This is a genomic window from Akkermansiaceae bacterium (assembly GCA_019634595.1).
Classification (GTDB): Bacteria; Verrucomicrobiota; Verrucomicrobiia; order Verrucomicrobiales; family Akkermansiaceae; genus Luteolibacter.
The window spans coordinates 16,389-31,992 of the sequence record JAHCBC010000001.1 but is presented as its reverse complement, the minus strand read 5'-3'; the positions used below and the strand labels follow the sequence as shown (position 1 = coordinate 31,992).

Below are 15,604 nucleotides of genomic sequence, written 5' to 3'. Positions count from 1 at the left end.
GAAACCTACCCCGTCCCAGCGGATTTCCCAACGCCGAATCCACAAAGGTTTATTTTATAAAACTTTACTAATTTTAAAAAAGAAGCCATCTTCCGCGTGCCGTGAGCCTCATTTTTTCAAGAAAAGTGATACTATCGTTTCTGTGGATCGTCCCGACGATCGCGCTGTGCGTGTTCGCGGCCCGGCAGATCATGGGAAAACCCACGGAGACCCCTGCGTTCACCCGGCCGCCGGTGAAGGTACCCATCGAGGTGCTGAAGGAAGGCCAGTCCCCGCGGGTGATCTATGTGGAACTGGACTCCCCTGCGATCCCGGAACCGTCCACCCTGCTGTTGCTGCCGCTTTCCGCGGCGCTCATGTTCCGCCGCAAACGGTGAAGGTATCCCTCATTTCCGGGTCCCGAGGGTGAGCGGAGGTTTTTAATACCACTGATTTCACTGATTTACTGATTTCGGAAGAAATCCTCATCGGGGATGCCTCCGGAGGTATTTTCCCGCCGTCATCCATCAGCAAATCAGTGTAATCAGTGGTCATCATCCCCGACTGCGGGAACAGCCCCAAATCCGGGATGAACGGGCAAACGGTGAACCCACGCTTGCCGGGCGGGCGATGCTTCCCTAAACCCCGCGGATGCGGCTTTTCGACACGCTGACCCGGACCGAGCGCGAGCTCTCCCCCATCGATGGATCCACCTTCCGGTTCTATTGCTGCGGCCCCACGGTCTATGGGCCGGCGCACATCGGGAACTTCCGCACCTTCGTCCTGCAGGATGTGTTCCGCCGCGTGCTGGAGACGGGCGGCATCCGCACGCTGCACGTGCGCAACATCACCGACGTGGATGACAAGACGATCCGCGACTCACAGAAGGCGGGGAAGACGCTGAAGGACTTCACGGACGCGTGGACGGAGAAGTTCCATGCGGACTGCGGGGCGCTGGCGTGCCTGCCGCCCCACATCGAGCCGGGCGCGGTCGAGCACATCCCGCAGCAGATCGACATGATCGCCAAGCTGGTGGAGAAAGGCCACGCCTACTCCTCCGACGACGGGTCGGTGTATTTCAAGATTTCCTCCTTTCCGGGCTACGGAAAGCTGTCCCACCTGGACACCCGCGAGCTGGACCTGGGCAAGACCCAGAACGAACGCGCGAACGCGGACGAGTATGAGAAGGACAGCCTGTCCGACTTCGTGCTGTGGAAGTCGCGCAAGCCGGAGGACGGCGACAATTTCTGGCCATCCCCATGGGGTGAGGGCCGCCCCGGCTGGCACCTGGAGTGCTCCGCGATGATCCACGAGTATCTGGGCGATACCTTCGACCTGCACTCCGGTGGCGTGGATCTGGTTTTCCCGCACCATGAAAATGAGATCGCGCAGAGCCAGTGCGCCTGCGGCGGCCACTTCGCCGCGCACTGGTTCCACATCACCCACCTGCTGGTGGACGGCGGGAAGATGTCGAAGTCGCTGGGGAACCTCTACACCATCGGGGACCTGGCCGCGAAGGGCTTCACGCCCATGGAGGTGCGCTACGTGCTGATCGGCGCGCACTACCGGAAGCAGCTCAATTTCACACTGGAGTCGCTGTCAGGGGCACGGGAGGCGCTGCACAAGCTGGCGAAGGGCGCGCGGCAGCTCGCCGGGAAGATCGGCGACGAGCATGTGACCTTCACCTCGGTCGGCTTCGGTCCGTTCGAGGGGGCGTGGAACAGCCTGCAACATGACCTGAACACGCCGGGCGCGCTGGGCGGCATCTTCACCGGACTGAAGGAAGCATCCTCCCTGGAAGGCGTGGAGGCGGCGAAGGCGCTGGCCGGACTGAACCGCATCCTGCGGGCGCTGGGCATCACGTTGCCGGAGATCGCGGAGCAGAAGGAAGCCGACGTGCCGGATGACATCCGCGCGCTGGCGGAGGAACGCTGGGCTTTCCGCACCGCGAAGAACTGGGCGAAGTCCGACGAACTCCGCGACCAACTGGCCGGACTCGGCTGGGTGGTGAAGGACGGGAAGGAAGGATATACGCTTTCACCGAAGTGAGGAGGGTAAGGAGGGAGGACACTCCTGTCCTCCGGCGGCATTGGGGAACAAAGGAGGAGAAGTTTTCAGTGTTCGGCTTTCAGGGAAGAGAAGAAGGCTGACCGCGAATCTTGCGAATCCGGCGAATCTTGAAGAGCCTCATTTTGATCCCTTTCTTCCTTCGCGTCCTTCGCGCCTTCGCGGTGAATTTTCACTGGCTCGCCAATGCCGCCGGTGGACAGGAGTGTCCACCCTCCTTACTCGGTTGCGGTGAAATCACTCACCCCTGCGGAACCGCACGGAATCCCGCCCACACGGCCAGCAGGCCGGCGATAACGCTGCCGCCGATGTAGAGCAGGGCGGTGGCGCTCTCCCCGCGGCGCAGCAGGAAGACATTCTCATTCGCGAAGGCGGAGAAGGTGGTGAAGCCGCCGCACAGGCCGGTCATGAGGAACAGCCGCGCATCGGAGGAGAACACTCCCCGCCGCTCCGCCAGCCCGGCGATGATGCCGATGAGCAGGCAGCCGAGGATGTTCACCGCAAAGGTGCCCAGCGGGAACTTCAGGTTCGGCAGGCGGTGGAGGATCGCGCCGCCCAGCATCCAGCGGGCGATGGACCCGATGGCGCCGCCGAGACCGACGAGGAGGACTTGCTTCATGCCACGTGGAAAGTGGAGCCACCCTAACGGAACGGCATGAGGATGGGGAGGAATTTCCAATCCGATGGGGGCTTTCGCCAAACGCCGCACCGGTTCCGGTTTGATCCACATCTTGAAAAGATTGCCCCCGCAGCCGTCATTCGATGCGTTCTGCAAACGTCAATGCACCGTGGCAACCCGGAGAAACGCGCAACATTCCCCGAAGACCCCGTGGAACACTTGGGATTCCTTAACAGAACGAATTTTCCGTGCTGGCACGCCACCTGCGATTGATCCGCCTCCATGGACAAGGATCTTCACCGCTACCTCAACGGACATCTGGCCGGCTCCCACTGCGCGCTCTCCCTCATCGCGGAACTCGCCAAACGCCAGACGGACGCCGCGGAACAGAAGTTCTTCGCGGAGCTGGAGGCAAAAGTCGAAGCGGACCAGCGGATTCTCAAGAACCTCCTCACGGCCAGCGGCGGGGAGGAAAGCACCGGCCTCCACTCGCTCGGCGAGATCGGAGGAAAGGTCAGCCGCCTCGTCTTTCTTCATGAAGGCATGGAACCTGGAAAACTCGGCAACTTCGAGGCGCTGGAGATGCTGGCACTGGGCATCCAGGGCAAGCGCCTGCTGTGGGTGGCATTGCAGGAAGTGGCCCATCATTTCCCGGAGTGGTCCGCCATCGATTTCCAGAAACTTGAATTCGACGCGATCCACCAGCGGGAGGAGGTGGAGGAACGCCGCATCGCACAAAGCCGGAGTGCCCTCGCTGATCCTGCCCGCAAAGGCATGACGACGAAGGCTCCCGCCGCCTGAAAATCACCATGGAGGCGGCAGGAAATCCGGCTCCGGGCGGCGGAAGTAAGGAGAGGGCCACTGCGGCGGAGCAGCCATGTGGAAGATTCACCGCAGAGGGACAGGACCGGGAGCGCACCAAGGTCAGTTCGCCGAGATCTGTTCCACCCGCACGCGGAGGAACTCCTTGCCCGTACCCTTCGGTGTGGTGCTGCGGATGACAACCGTCTCCATGGAGGTGACGGGGTCGAAGGTCACGCTTTCCTCGATGACTCCCTCGGTGGACCAGCTTCCCTGGACGAGGGTGGTGGAACGCTCCGGAATGTAGCGGATGTCCTGCAGCTTTGAATTGCCGCCGGGGCGCTGGTAGCTGATGGCCATGTAAGTCGTGGGGCTGGATTTCACCGCATGATCTCCGTTTTGCGACAGGGTCACCAGCAGATCCATCAGTTTCAGCATCGCACCTACCGCTTTCAGCGGATCCTTCCCGAAAGCGTAGGAGACCAGGTTCGGAAGACCATCCCCGTCCGCGTCCGCCATGAGCTGCGCGAGCGGGGAGTCCGGCTCGTCGGCGAAGAAGAATTCCTTCCAAGCCGCGGAGTTCTTCGGATAGGCCTCCGCGGTGAGAGTGGTGGCGCCACCTTCCACACGGGCGGTCGTGAAATACTGTGCGGTGGGGAGTTTGATCTTCGAGAACTGGCCCCCACTGCGGTTGACCACCGTGTAGGTGGTGCCGATGACCGGCTGGAAGTCCGGGGCGAGCGTGACGTTCAGCTTTCCGTTCAGGGCCACGTTGTTGTGGGAGGTGATACGGCCAGCAATCCCGGCAGGGCCGGCTAGCTCCAGATTGACCGTCCCCGTCGCGGTAAGGACGACCGAGGCCCCGGTGAAGTCGATGCCTCCTCCATGGTCGATGTTGAGCAGGCCTTCGTTCTGGAGCCTGCCCTGGAGGGGGGCGGTGGTCCTCACGTTCATGGTTCCGTAGTTGTAGAGGTGCCCCGTATTGCCGTCGTTGAGGGCTCCGGTGCCCGTCCAGGTGATGACGCCATGGTTATGGATGATGCCCCACGCGTTATCGCTCCAGCCCCAGTAGTGGCCGATCCATTTCACCCCATCGCCGACAATATCAAAGCGGGCATCCTGAGCGATGGTGACCGTACCGGAGATCGGACCCTTTGCCCATTCGAAACGCCCTCCGGTGGCAGTGGCGATGGTGGCGTTCTGATCGCACCGCAGGATGGTATCGCGATGCTCCAGCGTTCCACCGTCGAGGATGGTGACGGTCCCGTTCAACCGGGAATCCGAAGTCATCAGAACCTTCCCTCCCCCTGCGATCTGTGATCCGTTGTGGAGGGTGAAGGTGGTTTTCGTCACCAGCTCTCCCGCCCGGATATCAAGCACGCCTGTGCTGTGGTTGTGGAACGAAGCGAACAGGCCCACCGACCGGGGAGTGCCATCATCCGGCATGAGGAAGGTTCCGTGGTTGAGGAACTCATAGAGGGTCAGATTGGCTACCGCCCCTGCGGAAAAGGTGCCGTAATTCTGGATGCGGGCGGTGTTCTCATCCACGATGGCACCGGTGCCGGTCCATGCGATGGTGCCACGGTTGATGATGGTGCCTTGGGCGTTGTCGCTCCACCCATGGTAGTGCCCGATCCGCTTCTCCCCCGCTCCGGTGATCTCCATGCGCGCACCTTCCGGGACAGTAAAGGTGCCGGTGATCTTGCCCTTCGTCCACTCGAAGCGGCCGCTGCCGCTGGTGGTGAAGGCGGCATCCGTGCCAGGACGCACGATGCCGTCCCTCAGCTCGAACGTACCGGAAATGGCGGAGCTGCCATTCCACATGCAGTTGGTGGTGATGGCCAGCCGCCCCGCTCCGGCGATCACGGAACCGGCATTCAGGGTGACGTCGGACTTTGTGACCAGTTCCCCGCCCCGGATGTCGAACATGCCTGGGGCGGTGTTAAAAATCGGCCCCAGCGTCTCCACAGTGTAGGGTGAAGTGCCTGCGGGAACGAGGACGGTACCGGTATTGTTGAACTGGTTCACTCCCAGCGTCCCGGTCAGCGCGGCGGTGAAGGTGCCGGTGTTGTGGATACGGCCGACCCATTCATCCATGATCTTTCCTTCTGTCCACAGGATGGTTCCGGCATTGTTGAGGTCGAGTGCGGCCGGATACCAGCGGTCGTATTTCCCCAGATATTTGTCGCCGGAACCGGTGACGAGGAACGTCGATCCGGCGGCGACATTGACCGTCCCGCTGAGATTACCACCGGTCCACTCGAACCGGCCGCTGCCCTCCGAGGCAATGGTGCCTTGCGGGATGGTTTCGTTCCCACCAGTAAAGCTCCCGATGCGCAGCTCCAGGTTCCCGCCATCAAGCACGGTGGAAGTCCCCACCAACCGCCCTCCAGCAGCGCCCAGCAGCTTCCCGGCTCCGGAATAGCGGCTGCCGTCCAGCAGGTTCAAGGGGGCATTCGCCTGCACCGTGCCGGTGCGCACGTCCGCGGTTCCGGAGTTGCTCAGGGTGATGCCCGGTTCGAAGGAAGTGATGCCGCTGGAATCCTGTTTGCGCAGCGTGCCGGTGGAGGTGTTCGTGAACCCTCCCCCGTCCCCGATGGGACGGAACTGTTCGTCATTGTGCGCGATGAAGGTTCCGGAGTTGACGATCGATCCTCCGCCGTAGCCGGTCACGATGTCACCGGTTCCGGTCCAGTTCGCGGTACCGGCGTTGTTGATGACGCCGTGCTGGCGGTGGCAGGGGCCGCAAAAACTGATGCTTCCACCCAGCCGCTTTTCCTCCGGCCCCAGGATGTTGATGGTCATACCCGCCGGTATGTTGAGGGATGCGGGCCTGGGGCCCTCATAAGCCCCCTGGGTGATGCCCAGGCTGCCGGAGACCCAGTTGAACGTGCCTCCGTCTCCGGTCATGGCGCCATCCCCTTCCATGTAGCCGCCGTCCAGTTCCAACACACCGGTCATCTCAGACGTGGTGGAAGGCGGGATGTAGAGGCTGCTCCCTGCGGTGACGCGGGTTTTCCCCGCGCCTTTCACCGATGATCCGTTCTCGAGGACCAGTTGTCCGGTGGTGAACTCGAAAACACCCGCACGCACATCCAGCGTTCCCTTGTTCCGGAAATACATCGGCCGCGCGGAGCCCGTAGAGGCAAAGGTCGTGGTGGTGGAGGAGCCGTCCTTGATGAACTCACCTTCCGGCTCGTTGGAGAAAGTGAACCACAGGTAGCCCCCGTCAGTGGCGAAGCTGCCGGAACCGTCCGCAAGGAAAGTCCCCTTGTTGAGGATGGAGACATGGGTGTCCGTGCCACCCACCTGACGGATGACGCCGTTGCCGTTCCAGGTGGTCACACCGTTCAGCGTGAACGTCCCCGAGTTGATCAAGTGCTCACCGGAGCCACGGATGTACATGAGCGCGCCACCCATCTGTGTCAGGTCGCCCCATACCATGCCTTTGTCCCAGTTGAACATGGACCCCGGAGGCATCAGGATGTGCATGCCGATGGTGCCGCCGTCCATGTTGATCACCGATCCCACGGTGAGCGTGTTCCAGTTTCCGGCGGAGAGGATCTGGCCGCTGCCGCTGATGTTGAGGCTGCCGATGGTGCAGTTGCCGCTGACGATCAGGGTCCCCTGCAGGTTCAGCGAACCGAGGGAAACCGCACCGGCACGGACGGTGAAACCCGCGGGGATGGTCGCGTCGTCTCCACCGGTCGGGGGCGGGACAGGATCGCAGGGAGTGCCCCAGTTCTTCGGATGATAGAAGTCCTCGCCGCTGCCGGTTGGTTCGGATTGGTCATTCGGGTTGCACCTCTCCGGCGCACGTCCGGTGAAGGTCTTGGCGGAGGCGTTGGTCCCCAGCGTGAGGATGGCGAGGAGAACAGCGGCGCAAGCGGCCAGCGGTTTTCCCAGGGTGCCGGTGACGGCGGGCATGATGCGTTTCATGGCGGGGAAGAACTAGGGGATGGAACATGCTGGTCCTTGCCAACAACTGCCCCGCCGGACACCGGACCGAAAAACATGTCTCCAAACAAGATACAACTTCGCGCGGCCCTACGCATTGTTGCGTAGCGGCATTTACATTGGATGCATCGCGCGGAGACAACTCCACCAGCGCGGGGATCTGTTAGATGGACCCCATACCGCGAAGATCCGCGTTCCGGACCGGAACTCCGGCAACCTCAGAAAAGCAATGACTCCACCAGCAGGCGATAAACGGCGCTTCGTGGCACCTTGACCTTTCCGCCGCCCATCCTCCCGTCCAGCAGACCCAGCGTTTCCTCCGCGATGAGAGCGGGCAGCACGGAGGCCGCGCGCAGCCTCCGTGACCGCAGGCCGGATGCATAGCTCATTCCCTGGCGCACCCGCTCCACCGCCCGGCGGTGCCAGATTCCATACTCCCGCAGCAGCGCCGCATGGTCGGACGGATCCGCCACGGGGAGATAGCACCGCCCGTTTGCCAGATCCTCCGGCAGATCCCGCAGGATGTTCACCAACTGCAGGCCCTTGCCGTAGGCGATGCCCATTTCCAACAACTCCGCCTCCCCCGCTGTCGAGTAGCGGCTTCCCAACGTGAGAAATCCCAGCTTCGTCCAGAACGCACCGACGCATCCCGCGACGCACCACGTGTAGTCCTCCAATTCCGCCGCGTTTGCCAGCGCCACGGGCTTTCCCATTTCCGCATCCGCAAACCGGGTGAGATCGAGTGACTGGCCGCTGATGATGGTGGCCACAACCTCCCGGACCAGTCCCGCCTGCCCCTGCTCCATGCCGGCCAGCCACCGGAGGATCTCCGGAGCGCGGGCCAACATCGCGGCTTCTCCCGGTGTGGCGGCGAGCAGCAATTTTTCCGGCCACACGGGCAATGCCGCACCCTCCGCAACGGACGCTGCAAATGCCGCCAGCAGGGAAAGGCGTTCCTCCACCGCCACACCCTCCGTATCCGCGATGGTGTCACTGGTGCGGGCCAGCAGGTAACCCAGCCCGGCGGACTCCCGCATCTCCCGCGGCAGCATGCGCAGGGTGAGGTAAAACGAGCGTGATACGTCCTTGAGGATGCGTTTGCCCAGGTCGTCGTTCACAGGTGGGACAGTAAGGAGGGTGGACACTCCTGTCCACCGGCTGCAACGGGAATCCACAGCAAAGGCATATCCGGGATTGTTCCGCCGTTTCCTTCATTCGCCAATGCCGCCGGAGGACAGGAGTGTCCTCCCTCCTTACCCGGCTGCAACGGGAACCCACAGCAAAGGCATATCCGGGAATGTTCCGCCGTTTCCTTCATTCGCCAATGCCGCCGGAGGACAGGAGTGTCCTCCCTCCTCACCCGGCTGCAATGGGAACACAGAGCAAAGACATCCCGGGACAGATCCGCCCCTGGCGGCTCTCCGCAATGTCCCTCCTCCACAAAAAAAACCGCCCGTGGCGGACCACGGGCGGCTTCAAATGATCGGTATCCTATCGCGGGAGCTTATTCAGCTTCGGCGGCGGGAGCGGCTTCTTCGGACTCAGCGGCCTTTTTCTTGGCGGCCTTCTTCGCCTTGGGAGCAGGAGCGGCTTTCTCTTCCACCACTTCGACCGGGGCTTCCTCAGCCTTGGCTTCGGCCTGGTCAACCCACTCGATGATCGCCATCGGTGCGGCGTCGCTGGAGCGGACGCCCAGCTTGGTGATGCGGGTGTAGCCACCCTGGCGGTCCTTGGAGGCGGGAGCCACTTCGGAGAACAGCTTCTTCACCAGGTCCTTCTCATAGAGGAAGGCGATGGCGAGGCGGCGGGAGTGCAGGTCGTCGCGCTTGGCGAGGGTGACCAGCTTTTCAGCCACCGGACGGAGGGCTTTCGCCTTGCCGAGGGTGGTTTTGATGCGCCCGTGCTCGATCAGGCTGCCAACCAGGTTGGCGAGCAGGGACCGGCGGTGGGAGGCGGAGCGTTTGAGCTTGGTGGTGTTGCGTCGATGTCTCATCGGATGCTTCCGTTTCTATTTGAAGTGTTTAGTCGTCGAGGTTCTGGGCGATCAGATCGGCGAGGCCGACCGGTGCTTCGTCTTCCGCACCGAGGCGAGGCGCACGCGAGGCGGCGACCGGACCGGAAAGCAGCGATGAATCGAAGGTCATTCCGAGACCAAGGCCCAGCTCGACGAGCTTGTCCTTGATTTCGTTGAGGGACTTTTTGCCGAAGTTGCGGTACTTGAGCATCTCCGCTTCCGACTTCATGGCGAGCTGGCCGACGGAGGTGATGTTCGCGTTGTTCAGGCAGTTCGCCGCACGGACCGAAAGCTCGATCTCGTTGACGGACATGTTGAGAAGCTTCTTGAGGGCGGCGTTCTCTTCGCTCGATTCGGCCGGAGCCTCTTCGAAGTCCACGGCGTTCTCGTCGTAGTTGACGAAGACGTCGAGGTGGTGGCGGAGGATCGCGGAGGCCTGGAGCAGCGCGTCCTGCGGGGTCACGCGGCCGTCGGTCCAGATGTCGAGGGTGAGCTTGTCGAAGTCGGTCATCTGGCCGACCCGGGTGGTGTCCACGGAGTATTTCACGCGGGTCACCGGGGAGAAGATCGAGTCGATGGCGATGACGCCGATCGGCTGGTCCTTGCGCTTGTTCTCGTCACCGGTGGAGAAACCACGGCCGACGCGGACTTCGAACTCGGCGTCGAACTTCACCTTCTTGTCGAGGGTGCAGATGATCTGGTCCTTGTTGACCACGTCGTAGATATGGTCGCCCTGGATGTCACCGGCGGTGACGACGCCTTCTTTCTCCACCTTGATGGAGAGGATGCGTGGCTCCTTCTCGTTGTGGGAGAATTTGACCTTCTTCAGGTTGAGGACGATGTCCGTGACGTCTTCGACGACGCCCGGAAGGCTGGAAAATTCGTGCTGGACGCCTGCGATGCGGACCGAAGTGATCGACGCGCCTTCCAGGGAGGAAAGCAGGACGCGGCGGAGGGAGTTGCCGACGGTGTGGCCGTATCCGCGCTCGAAGGGTTCGGCGACGAATTGGGCGTAAGTGTCCGTGGCGGTTTCCTCGTTGCGGACGAGGCGGTTTGGAAGCTCGAAACGAGCGAGTTTGATGGCTGACATGTGTTTTCTTGGTGGCCGGGTTACCCTCCTGCGAGCGATGACGCCCCGAACTTCGGGGTGACGGAGGACCTACGGCGAATTTTGGAGCTCGCGGGGCGCAGACTCAAAACCGGTCCAGCCCCAGTTGCAAAGCATTTTTTCCCGGAAGAATGAGCAAAATCCGAAATTCCGCGCAATTCCATGAAATTTCATTGGATTCCAATGCAAACGGGTTCCAATGTTAGATTGTAGAACGGTGAAAGAAGATGAAATCCAAACGCAATCTAACGAGGTTTACCTACGAGACTGCTGCTTTTGAAGGGTGGCGTCTCTGTATCAGTCGGGCGGGTACGACCTTCACGAAATATTTCCCCGACAAGAAATACGGCGGCGGCAGGAAATCCCTCGCGGTCGCCGAGACAGCTCTGGGAGCCATCCGTGGTGTCCTGGAGGGAGCGAAAAGGATCAATGGCAAGCTCAGCGCCAATACGGTGCGGAAGGCCGAGAAAATCCTCAACGAAGTATAACCCAACCGCACTTTCCGGTTCCAATGCACCCCGGTTATGCCGAGGGTGCGGGGCATGCCCCTGAACGGAAAGTGCGTCATCCATTGGTTCCGCCGCGATCTGCGGCTGGCGGACAACACCGCCTTGAACCGGGCGGCGGCGACCGGCATGCCGGTGGTCCCTGTTTTTGTGCTTTCCACTTGGAAAGGGCAACACTCATGGACAGGTCCGAACCGGCAGCAGTTCCTCTGCGATTGTCTGGCAGGGCTGGCGGAAGCAGTGGAGTCCGTTTCCGGAAAGTTGATCCTCCGGAAAGGTGATCCCATTGAGGAACTGGAAAGCCTGATCGCGGAAACCGGAGCCGGTGCGATCTACCTGAACAAGGATCCCGATCCGCACGGGAAGGAGACGGAGAAACGGCTGCGCTCCCTCTGCACCCGGGTCGGGATCGGTTTCCATGCCTTTGATGACGTGGCGTTGCACCACCCGGATGAGGTGCTCACGCAGACCGGTGCCCCTTATAAAGTCTTCACCCCCTACAGCCGGAACTGGCTGGGACTGGCCAAGCCCGCGCCACTGGCCGCCCCCTCCTCCCTGGAAACCCCACAGGGCATCCGGTCCCTGGAACTGCCCGGGGTATCCTTCTGGAATCTGGAGGCGCCCTCCGCGGATCTTGTGCCCGCCGGAGAAAAAGCGGCCCGGCGGCGCATGCGCACGGCGCTGGAAGAAAGGGTCTGCGACTATGAAGCGAACCGCGATTTCCCCGCACGGGCCGGAACCAGCCGTCTCTCCCAGGATCTGAGGTTCGGCCTTATTTCCATCCGCACGCTGTATGCGGAGGCGATGAAAGCCCGCACCGCGGCGAAGCCCGCCGGGAGGAAAGGCATCGACGTCTTCATCAAGGAACTGGCGTGGCGGGAGTTCTACTTCGCCATCCTCCACCATTTCCCGGAGGTGCTGGACAAGGAGTTCAACCCGGACTGGCGGGGACTGTGGTGGGCGGAACCGGGTGGAAACTTCCAGGCATGGAAGGAAGGCCGCACCGGCTTCCCCATCGTGGATGCGGGCATGCGCGAGCTGCTCGCGACCGGATTCATGCACAACCGCGTGCGGATGATCACCGCGATGTTCCTCACCAAAGACCTGCACATCGACTGGCGGCTCGGGGAGTCGTTCTTCATGCAGCACCTGACGGACGGCGAGATCGCCTCGAACAACGGCGGCTGGCAGTGGTCGGCGGGGACCGGGGCGGACGCCGCGCCCTACTTCCGGATCCAGAATCCATGGTCCCAGGCCGCGCGCTATGATGCGGACGGAGACTACATCCGGCGGTGGGTGCCGGAACTGGCGTCCGTGGATGCGAAAAATCTCCACACTCCGCCAAAGGACGGCGGGTCCGTGGCACCGGGCTATCCCGCCCCCATCGTGGATCACAAGACGGAGCGGGAGCGGACGCTGGAAATTTTCAAGCGACATCGGGAGAAACGTGGGTAATCTTTCCGGGGAATAACCGGACTTCCCGGTACTCCCACCGTCAGGAACATGCACAGATTCCGCTGCATCATCGCCGTGATGCTCGCGATATTCATCGCGGGTCCGGCCTGCTGTTGCCTGGGCATGACCCAGCCCGTGAAGCAGGCGGAGCATTCCTGCTGTGGAAGCAAGAAGCCGAAGGAGCAAAAGGAAAGCGTCTGCGCCTGCACCACGGCGAAGCACCAGAAGGTGGCGGAAAAAGACACGCCCCTTCCCGCCCTTTTTTCCGCCACTCTCCCACCCCTTCCGGGAGCAGCGCTTCCAGTGCTGCTGGCGGACCGCACGGTGATTCCCTCACCCGCTCCGGTCTTCGATACCGGCCCACCCCGGCTGCGGCTGGCGGTGTTGCAGCGTTTTCTGATCTGATGAAGCGGGCGATCCACGGACTTTCCGCCGTGGCTTCCATCCCCCATGCGCCCGATTTCCCGGGAGCATCACTTCATCACGATCATGAAAACCATCTTCCTACTTTTACTGATATCCACCCTGGGCCTCCAAGCCCGCGTCGTTGAATACGACCTTGAGATCCGCCGTGAGAACTGGACTCCGGGCGACGGGCTGAAACCCGTGTCCGCCATCACCGTCAACGGCGGCATCCCCGGTCCCACCCTGCGTTTCCGCGAGGGGGACACCGCCCGCATCCGCGTCCACAACCGGATGACGAAGGAGGAAACCTCCGTCCACTGGCACGGCATCGTCCTGCCCGTCGCGCAGGACGGAGTCCCGCATGTGACCACCCCTCCCATCCAGCCGGGCGGCACGCACACCTTCGAGTTCAAGCTTCCGCACTCCGGCACATATTGGTACCACAGCCACACCCACCTGCAGGAGCAGGAGGGGGTGTACGGTTCCATCGTGGTCGCTCCCGCGGGAGGAGAACCGGTGAAAGCGGACCGCGACCACGTGGTGGTGCTGTCCGACTGGACCACGGAGAGTCCGGACGAGGTGATGCGTTCCCTGCGCCGCGGCACGGAATGGTATGAGCTGAAGAAAGGCTCCATCCAGAGCCTGACCGGCGCGGCGAAGGCCGGGGCGCTCCGCGACTTCTTCGACCGCGAACGCTCCCGGATGCCCGCCATGGACATTTCCGACGTCGCCTACGACGCCTTCCTGGCGAATGGAAAGCGGGCCATCCACCTCCCGGGGAAGCCGGGCGAAACGGTGCGCCTGCGCTTCATCAACGCGGGGGCGTCCACGTATTTCTACCTGCACTCCGCCACCGGGCCGCTGCGGATCGTCGCGGCGGACGGACCACCTGTCAGGCCCATCTCAGTGAAGCGCCTGCTGGTGGGGATGGCGGAAACCTATGATGTCATCGTGAAGATCCCCGCCTCCGGCGAATGGGAGGTGCGTGCCACAGCACAGGACGGCTCCGGCCATGCCTCCGTCTTTCTGGGTGAAGGTGACCGGCATGCCGCTCCCGACATCCCGCGTCCGGACAACTACCGCATGGACCACCACCTGATGGCCGCCATGGACGAAATGGACATGGATGACATGCCAGCCGGCCACGAGCCTGAAGAGGCGGAACGTCCTCTGCCCCCCTACTCACGGCTCCGCGCCGTCCACCCGACGGATTTTCCCGCCACCCTGCCCCGCCGCACGATCGAGCTGCGCCTGACCGGCGACATGGAGCGTTACATCTGGTCCTTCAACGGGAAGACCTACGCGCAGGATGGCGTGATCCCGATCAAGAAGGGCGAGGTCATCCGCATGGAGTTCATCAATGACACGATGATGCACCACCCGATCCACCTCCACGGCCACTTCTTCCGCGTGCTGGCCGGACAGGGAAAAGACGCGCCGCTGAAGCACACCATCGACGTGCCGCCGATGGGCAAGCGCACCGTGGAGTTCCACGCGGACAACCCCGGCGACTGGCTGCTGCACTGCCACCTGCTCTACCACATGCACGCGGGCATGACGCGCATCTTCGCCTATCAGGACCAGAACTGGACTCCCCCGCCCCAGGGAAAACTCAAGCCCGGCACGGATGTGATCTGCACGGACGAATGCTGTGTCCCCGCGTCCTCATTGATCACCGCTTCTGGCGGAACCGCAGACCACCAACCGCACGCCGGAGGCCATGACCATGACCCGCTTTTCATGTTCGTGGACGGTTCCATCCAGTCCCACATGAGCGAGGGGCAGTTCACGGTGATGAATTCCTACAACGACTTCTTCGCCGCGTGGGAGATGGGTTGGCGGGATGAGTTCGCCTATGAGGCCGAGGTCGGCTGGAAGCGCTACTTCGATCCCAATCTCTCCACCGTGCTGGGCTGGCGCTTCACCAACCATGACGGGGAGGCGGACCGTGCCTTCGCCGGTGTGGAATACCGGCTCCCCTACCTGATCGACAGCACCGTCCAGATCGACTCCGAAGGGGACGTCCGGGTGGGGCTGGGCAAGTCGCTCCAGATCACCGACCGGCTGAACGTCTTCGCGGAAGTCCAGTCTGACACCGGCAGCGAATGGGAGTGGACGACCGGTGCGGCTTGGACGCTCAACAAGCAGCTCTCCCTCATCTCCCAATACCATTCCGAATACGGCTTCGGCGGAGGCCTCCAATTCCGCTTCTGAACCACCAAACGAAAACCAAACATCATGAAAACGACCATCAGCATCATCGCACTCGCCCTCTTCTCCGGACTCTCCGGCGTCACCGCCGCCCCGGCGAAAACCAAACCCTACACCAAGGACATCTGCATCGTCTCCGACAACAAGCTCGGCTCGATGGGTCGGGTCATCACCAAGGTCTATGACGGCCAGGAGGTGAAATTCTGCTGCAAACCCTGCATCGGCAAGTTCGAGAAAAACCCGGAGAAGTATCTGAAGAAACTCTGAGCCGCCACAGTGGCTGGGGCGTCCCGCCCCAGGCCGTTGCCGGGGCATCCTGCCCCGGTCTTTCCCGAATTCATTGGTAGCCACCTTGGCAGAACGTCGCCGGACATGCCCACCGGGCCCGCTACCGGAGTAGCGGCGTGGCTGCGCCACGACGGCTGGGAAAATCCTCCTTTCTCTCCACAACTCCGCACGGAGAGGGTGCCATCCATGACGCA

The 15,604-nt window shown here is 62.3% G+C and carries 13 protein-coding genes; 8 read left to right on the top strand and 5 right to left on the bottom strand.

The window, feature by feature from the left end:
* Positions 1-125 precede the first annotated feature (125 nt).
* The gene (locus KF712_00145) at positions 126-377 is read left to right on the top strand and encodes a PEP-CTERM sorting domain-containing protein (protein ID MBX3739368.1); all 252 of its coding nucleotides are present in this window, start codon (positions 126-128) and stop codon (positions 375-377) included.
* 253 nt (positions 378-630) lie between these two features.
* The gene (cysS, locus tag KF712_00140; GenBank protein MBX3739367.1) at positions 631-2,028 is read left to right on the top strand and encodes a cysteine--tRNA ligase; all 1,398 of its coding nucleotides are present in this window, start codon (positions 631-633) and stop codon (positions 2,026-2,028) included.
* Positions 2,029-2,287: 259 nt separating this feature from the next.
* Here the strand turns inward: cysS and crcB are convergent, their stop codons facing one another.
* Positions 2,288-2,665, bottom strand: coding sequence for a fluoride efflux transporter CrcB (crcB, locus tag KF712_00135; GenBank protein ID MBX3739366.1), 378 nt, complete (start codon positions 2,663-2,665; stop codon positions 2,288-2,290).
* A gap of 282 nt (positions 2,666-2,947) precedes the next feature.
* Between crcB and KF712_00130 the strand changes: the two genes are divergently transcribed.
* Complete coding sequence (locus KF712_00130) at positions 2,948-3,466, top strand: hypothetical protein (GenBank protein ID MBX3739365.1); 519 nt, start codon at positions 2,948-2,950, stop codon at positions 3,464-3,466.
* A gap of 123 nt (positions 3,467-3,589) precedes the next feature.
* On the opposite strand, the gene KF712_00125 is transcribed toward KF712_00130, so the two are convergent.
* The 4 genes from KF712_00125 to KF712_00110 form a co-directional block, all read right to left on the bottom strand.
* Positions 3,590-7,405, bottom strand: a complete 3,816-nt coding sequence (locus KF712_00125; GenBank protein MBX3739364.1) for a hypothetical protein — start codon at positions 7,403-7,405, stop codon at positions 3,590-3,592.
* 236 nt (positions 7,406-7,641) lie between these two features.
* The gene (locus KF712_00120) at positions 7,642-8,541 is read right to left on the bottom strand and encodes a squalene/phytoene synthase family protein (GenBank protein ID MBX3739363.1); all 900 of its coding nucleotides are present in this window, start codon (positions 8,539-8,541) and stop codon (positions 7,642-7,644) included.
* Between the two features lie 386 nt (positions 8,542-8,927).
* Positions 8,928-9,416, bottom strand: coding sequence for a 50S ribosomal protein L17 (gene rplQ / locus KF712_00115; protein ID MBX3739362.1), 489 nt, complete (start codon positions 9,414-9,416; stop codon positions 8,928-8,930).
* Positions 9,417-9,444: 28 nt separating this feature from the next.
* On the bottom strand, positions 9,445-10,527 hold the full coding sequence (locus tag KF712_00110; protein ID MBX3739361.1) for a DNA-directed RNA polymerase subunit alpha: 1,083 nt from the start codon (positions 10,525-10,527) through the stop codon (positions 9,445-9,447).
* A 245-nt stretch (positions 10,528-10,772) separates the two neighbouring features.
* Here KF712_00110 and KF712_00105 point away from each other — a divergent pair, with 245 nt between their 5' ends.
* The 5 genes from KF712_00105 (at position 10,773) to KF712_00085 (ending at position 15,389) form a co-directional block, all read left to right on the top strand.
* The gene (locus tag KF712_00105) at positions 10,773-11,033 is read left to right on the top strand and encodes a hypothetical protein (protein MBX3739360.1); all 261 of its coding nucleotides are present in this window, start codon (positions 10,773-10,775) and stop codon (positions 11,031-11,033) included.
* 54 nt (positions 11,034-11,087) lie between these two features.
* The gene (locus KF712_00100) at positions 11,088-12,506 is read left to right on the top strand and encodes a deoxyribodipyrimidine photo-lyase (GenBank protein MBX3739359.1); all 1,419 of its coding nucleotides are present in this window, start codon (positions 11,088-11,090) and stop codon (positions 12,504-12,506) included.
* A gap of 48 nt (positions 12,507-12,554) precedes the next feature.
* The gene (locus KF712_00095; GenBank protein ID MBX3739358.1) at positions 12,555-12,911 is read left to right on the top strand and encodes a hypothetical protein; all 357 of its coding nucleotides are present in this window, start codon (positions 12,555-12,557) and stop codon (positions 12,909-12,911) included.
* Positions 12,912-12,995: 84 nt separating this feature from the next.
* Complete coding sequence (locus KF712_00090; GenBank protein ID MBX3739357.1) at positions 12,996-15,125, top strand: multicopper oxidase domain-containing protein; 2,130 nt, start codon at positions 12,996-12,998, stop codon at positions 15,123-15,125.
* 24 nt (positions 15,126-15,149) lie between these two features.
* Positions 15,150-15,389, top strand: a complete 240-nt coding sequence (locus tag KF712_00085) for a hypothetical protein (protein MBX3739356.1) — start codon at positions 15,150-15,152, stop codon at positions 15,387-15,389.
* Positions 15,390-15,604: the final 215 nt, after the last annotated feature.

Bases quoted from the DNA above. Each gene is read 5' to 3' on its own strand.
- cysS (MBX3739367.1), top strand. From the start codon at position 631: ATGCGGCTTTTCGACACGCTGACCCGGACCGAGCGCGAGCTCTCCCCC.
- crcB (MBX3739366.1), bottom strand. From the start codon at position 2,665: ATGAAGCAAGTCCTCCTCGTCGGTCTCGGCGGCGCCATCGGGTCCATC.
- KF712_00130 (MBX3739365.1), top strand. From the start codon at position 2,948: ATGGACAAGGATCTTCACCGCTACCTCAACGGACATCTGGCCGGCTCC.
- KF712_00125 (MBX3739364.1), bottom strand. From the start codon at position 7,405: ATGAAACGCATCATGCCCGCCGTCACCGGCACCCTGGGAAAACCGCTG.
- rplQ (MBX3739362.1), bottom strand. From the start codon at position 9,416: ATGAGACATCGACGCAACACCACCAAGCTCAAACGCTCCGCCTCCCAC.
- KF712_00110 (MBX3739361.1), bottom strand. From the start codon at position 10,527: ATGTCAGCCATCAAACTCGCTCGTTTCGAGCTTCCAAACCGCCTCGTC.
- KF712_00105 (MBX3739360.1), top strand. From the start codon at position 10,773: ATGAAATCCAAACGCAATCTAACGAGGTTTACCTACGAGACTGCTGCT.
- KF712_00100 (MBX3739359.1), top strand. From the start codon at position 11,088: ATGCCCCTGAACGGAAAGTGCGTCATCCATTGGTTCCGCCGCGATCTG.
- KF712_00095 (MBX3739358.1), top strand. From the start codon at position 12,555: ATGCACAGATTCCGCTGCATCATCGCCGTGATGCTCGCGATATTCATC.
- KF712_00090 (MBX3739357.1), top strand. From the start codon at position 12,996: ATGAAAACCATCTTCCTACTTTTACTGATATCCACCCTGGGCCTCCAA.
- KF712_00085 (MBX3739356.1), top strand. From the start codon at position 15,150: ATGAAAACGACCATCAGCATCATCGCACTCGCCCTCTTCTCCGGACTC.